The sequence below is a fragment of the uncultured Microscilla sp. genome, from assembly GCF_947493425.1.
Classification (GTDB): Bacteria; Bacteroidota; Bacteroidia; order Cytophagales; family Microscillaceae; genus Microscilla.
The window spans coordinates 1-400 of record NZ_CANLRP010000521.1 but is presented as its reverse complement, the minus strand read 5'-3'; the positions used below and the strand labels follow the sequence as shown (position 1 = coordinate 400).

Annotated in this window: 1 pseudogene; it reads left to right on the top strand. The window is 48.2% G+C overall.

The annotated features are described in order from the left end of the window. Positions 1-400 (top strand): annotated as a pseudogene (locus Q0954_RS34550) (hypothetical protein); the annotation flags it as partial.

Sequence of the window (400 nt, the reverse complement as noted above, 5' to 3'; positions counted from 1 at the left end):
CAAAGCCGAACAGGAAAACCTGCGGGCGGGCAAAGCAGAAAAAGCAACGCTTGAGCAACAACAAGCGGAGCAAATTGCCCGGATTGAAGCCGGGTACCAGCAACGTAGCCGCACCAACCATTATTACCGCCATTTGGGAATGGGGATTGGTTTTTCGGTGGTGTTGGTGTTGGAACTCTTGATGGTATACGCTTACTACTTTCACAACGCTTTTATGAAACGGGTAGAAGCCGAAGGCAAGCAGCACGCTATTTTGCCCCTGCCCGAAGAAACTAAAGAAGGAGTATTGCCTCACCAGGAAATCATTGCAGCAGTCACTCAGGGTTTACAAACCGGGCTTAGTCAGTTGATCAATGTTTCTGATTCAACGGTACCAGAGACAAAGAGCAAACATGATCAA